The organism is Kaistella sp. (genome assembly GCF_032060305.1).
Lineage (GTDB): Bacteria > Bacteroidota > Bacteroidia > Flavobacteriales > Weeksellaceae > Kaistella > Kaistella yananensis.
The window spans coordinates 42258-46525 of sequence record NZ_DAMBHK010000009.1 but is presented as its reverse complement, the minus strand read 5'-3'; the positions used below and the strand labels follow the sequence as shown (position 1 = coordinate 46525).

Genomic DNA, 4268 nt, shown 5'->3' with positions numbered 1-4268 from the left:
TTGTCAAGATTTTCTCTCTTTGATATTTCAATTCCACTCGCTTTTCCACTCAACGCGGTAACAGTTACAGCATCCATTGCGACTTCTGCTTTAGCTGCTCTACTTGGTGGTGGTGGCGGAGCGGCGTAATTTGCTGTTTTCGTACCTTCTTGATTTATTATGCCTGCAGAGGTTTCCAATTGTTTCATTATCAAAGGAATTCCATAAATTCCACCATCAAACCAATTGAAATTAGGGAAATTCACACTTTTTTGCTTTAAATACATAACTCGTCTGCTGTAAAATTCCTGAGCAAGATTCTCATTGATTCTGTAAGAATTCATCAGAAAATATCGCTGATACAACTGTTGCCACGAATAAGAATTGGCCGCAAATTGGTCCAACGATTTGTCGTACATATTGGCCAAAACTTCAGCATTGATTTTCTCTTTATCTTCACCGAGAATTTTTACCGTCCATTTTTCTTTAGAACCAGGTTGCAGTTTATCGCGGAAAGTCACCGTTTCAATTCTCAAAGGTTTTTTATCAGAGATAATTTTAAGATTCACCGATTCAGTTTGCACATCGTTGAAAGCTACCAACTGAAACTGAACATTGATTTGATCGATGTTTTCGTCTTTCGGGAACGCTACTTCGTATTGTAAAACTCCATTTTTGAACGTTTTCTGTTCGGTTACCGTCTTTCCATTTCCATTCTGCACATAAATGTTGACCAACGCATGCGGAATTGCCGAATAAGCGTAGATGGTCGCTTTTTCATTTCGGTGAAATTCCAATTTTGGCTGAATGATTTTCAGGAAAGGTTTTTGAGAATCGGTGAGGAATCTTTTATCGAAAACTTCGAAAGTTTTTTCGGTTTTTATCGTGTCTTTTCCTTCGATATTAAAGAGTTCAAGTTTGTAATTTCCTGCTGATAAAGAGCCAAGATTCAAGACACTAGAATCAAGATTTTTTGATTCCGAAGCATCGGTTTTCGGTTCTTGATTTTTTTCAAAAATTACTTTTTCTACTCTATTTTCTTTCTCCGATTTGTCAAAATAATCATGTGGGAATTTTTGGATAAATTCTGCCTTCGAAAGTTGCGGTAAATCCTGAATCTCATTCTCGAAATTGCTTCGGAAAATTCTTTCTTTCGGTTGAAGTTTCGACAATTTTACCTGATATGATTTTTTTAAATTCTGGTCGTTGTAATTTTTAGTTTCAACCTTAATCTTCAAATTTTCACCGGCAAATGTATCTTTCACATCATCCGCTTTGATATAGTGTGAAACCGAAGCCACTTTCAGATTGGTTTGATCAGATTGTGTTTCTCCGTTAATATCGGTAACCGAAGCATTAATTTGATAATTATCAATCTGAATTCCTTCTAAAGTTTCATCTTTTTTGAGGTCAATTTTTATGGTGAATTCACCTTTTTCATTCGTTTTTACTTCGCCAAGAGTTGAGTTTTCATTGTCATTTCCACGAGGATACCACCAGAAATATCTCCAACGAATATTCTGTTTTTTAATTTCGTAATTTACGGTTGCATTACTCAATGCAACTCCGGAAAACATCATTGCTTTTCCTTTGATTTCAATGGTTTGGCCGTATTTATATTCGTCTTTTACCGGTTCGAAAGTGACTTCAAATTTCGGCCTTTTGTATTCTTCAACCCTAAAATATTTCGTTCCATCGATGATGTAGTCCGAATCTTCATCATCATTATCCACCTCAATGCTGAATTCACCATTCAGTTTACCTTGAGGCAAGGTGAAACTTCCATTAACTGAGCCAAACTCATTGGTAACCAATTGCTGTTTAATCAATTCTTCACCGTTAGCGTCATTTAAAATAATATTGAGTTTAGATTTGGAAACCACATTTTCTTTTTTGGATTCTCCGTTGAAAGCAGTGGCAATTACTTTAAAATAAACGGTTTGTCCAGGTCTGTAAATTGCTCTATCTAGGAAAATCTGTGCCTGTTCTCTGTCTTCAATTTTATTTTCTCCGTAGTATTGATTTCCATAAGCTTGAATCAAATTGTAATCGTTGGTTTTCGGTTGTTGTACCAAAAAATAGCGGTAATACTCTTTATCTTTAGAAAGAGGAAATTTGAAATTCGCAGCATTATCGGAATTGATATTATAGGTATTGACGGTTTTTCCACGAGAATATTCGAAGATTCTCAAACCTTCATTAGAAATCGGTTTTCCGTTTTCCCGATGGACTAATTTTAGGCGATCTTCAATGGATTTTCTCTCATCTTTTTGGTCATAAATCAATCTAGAAGAAGTCGCAATAAAGTAAAAATGGTCCTGAATTCCATTTTCTACAACATATTCCACCAGATAAATTCCCGACGGAAGTGGCTTTATTTCAAATGAAGTTTGGTGATTTTGGAAATCATTCAAGTTTGGTAGTTTGAAAACCTCCTTTCTTACCAACGATTTTTTAATTGCTGAAAAATTATTTTTATCATAAGAATTCGAAACGTATTTCAGGAAGTTCGTTACATCATCTTTCACCTCATAAATATTCAACGAAAACTGATTTACATTTTTCCCTACAGCAAGCAAATGAATCGGCAAATTTGCCTGCGTATGTTTCTCATATTTTATGGCTAAAGTAGGATTGAGAATCTGATTCTTTCTGTTTTCCAAATTGTTATAAAACTGCGATTTTGGATATTGTTTTTTCCCATCTTCAACCCATTGCAGCGCTTCTGCGAATTTTTTATCTGCCGTTAAAAGATCCACAATATCCGCAATAATCATTAACTTGTAATCCCCTTCAATATTGGATTTCGCAAGGTTTTGCAGCTGCAAAAGTTGGTTTTTGCAATTCGTAAATCTGCATTGATCATTCAGTTTTTTATGCTGGAAATAGAGTTTTGAATTCCCGGAATTTTTCGAAATCAATTCCTCATAATTTGACAAAATTCTGGCTTGATTTTGCTTTAATTCGTTCGGAGTGAAAAGATCATTGTTTTTTAGAAATTCAATTTCATTAGAAAAACTCCAATCAAATAAAGTCGGAAAATATTCTAAATCATTTTTATTTTCGAAAATTTCTTTAATATCCGAGGTTTTTATTTTCTTTAAATGATCTTTTTCTGCATTTAAAATCGAAAAGTTTTTAGTTAGAAAATTTTTAAAATCCAATTTACTCCAGGTTTCGATTTGTGCAAAATCTTGGTTATCAAAATTCGTTCTTTGATTAATTTCCCAAGAATTATTCTGGTAATAATCCCAAAAAAACTCTCCCAATAAAACCTGAAAAACCAATTTCTGATCACCTTTCAATGTTTCGCCGAATGTTGAAAGTTTCTTGAAAAAACGGCTCGTAGCGTCATTGTCACCATCATCATAGGTTTGGTTGGAAATACTGAATTCCGCCTTCAGCGAGCGGATCAATTGGTTAATATTTTCATCTTTCATAGCTTGTTTCTGGATTTCTAAAATAATGGGAAGGTTGGATTTGTATTTTCCGGTTTTGTAATTATCGCTGACTTTTTTCCACTGGTCATCGTAATATTTTTGACCAAAAAGTGGCGCAAAGAACATCATTAAAAGAAAAAAACTGAAGATTTTGGTGAGATTTTTCATAAAAAATTGGTGCTAAATTAGCTTTAGGATGGCGAAACAATTTATTGGTTAAATTTGCGCAGATGCAGATTCTAAATTTACTGAAAAAATATATCATCGACAGCCAAATTTATGTTTCATTGATGGGAACGCTTTTGGCAGTGTTTTTTATGCTCGAGCAAAACTTGTTCCGCTTGCCTACGGTGATTTTAATTTTCATCACTTATTTCAGCGGCTATCTTTACACCAAATATCAACAGCATAGGTTTTTCTGGAAAATTTTTGTCTTCAATGTACTTTGCGGAATTTTTTCTGCCTTGCTGATTTTGGCGAATCATAACGAAATCCGGCTTGTAAAATGGGCAGTCATCGTATTTTTAGGATTGCTCTATAATTCATCATTTTTAGAAAATCAAATCCGGAAAATTCCGCTTTTAAAAGCTTTTTACGTGGGTTTCACCTGGGCACTGATCAATTCGTGGCTGATTGTACCGGAATTTCATCCGGAGATTTTTACCATCAGTCTTATATTTGTTACCGCTTTGGTTCTCCCTTTCGATATCCGCGATATGAAAAATGATAAAATCGTGACATTTCCCAAATTAATTGGCGTTCAGAAAACGAAATATCTGGCCTATCTCATGGTGTTTGCAAGTGTTGTAATCGCAACATTTGTTTTAAAAACAGATTTTTCGGTTTCCT

Annotated in this window: 2 protein-coding genes; one reads left to right on the top strand and one right to left on the bottom strand. The window is 34.4% G+C overall.

Going from position 1 to position 4268, the window contains the following annotated elements:
- The coding region (locus V5N63_RS02435; RefSeq protein WP_332032667.1) for an MG2 domain-containing protein at positions 1 to 3587 on the bottom strand (3587 nt) is incomplete at its 3' end.
- A gap of 62 nt (positions 3588 to 3649) precedes the next feature.
- On the opposite strand from V5N63_RS02435, the gene V5N63_RS02430 reads away from it, so the two are divergent.
- A partial coding sequence (locus V5N63_RS02430) for a hypothetical protein (RefSeq protein ID WP_332032665.1) occupies positions 3650 to 4268 on the top strand: 619 nt, incomplete at its 3' end.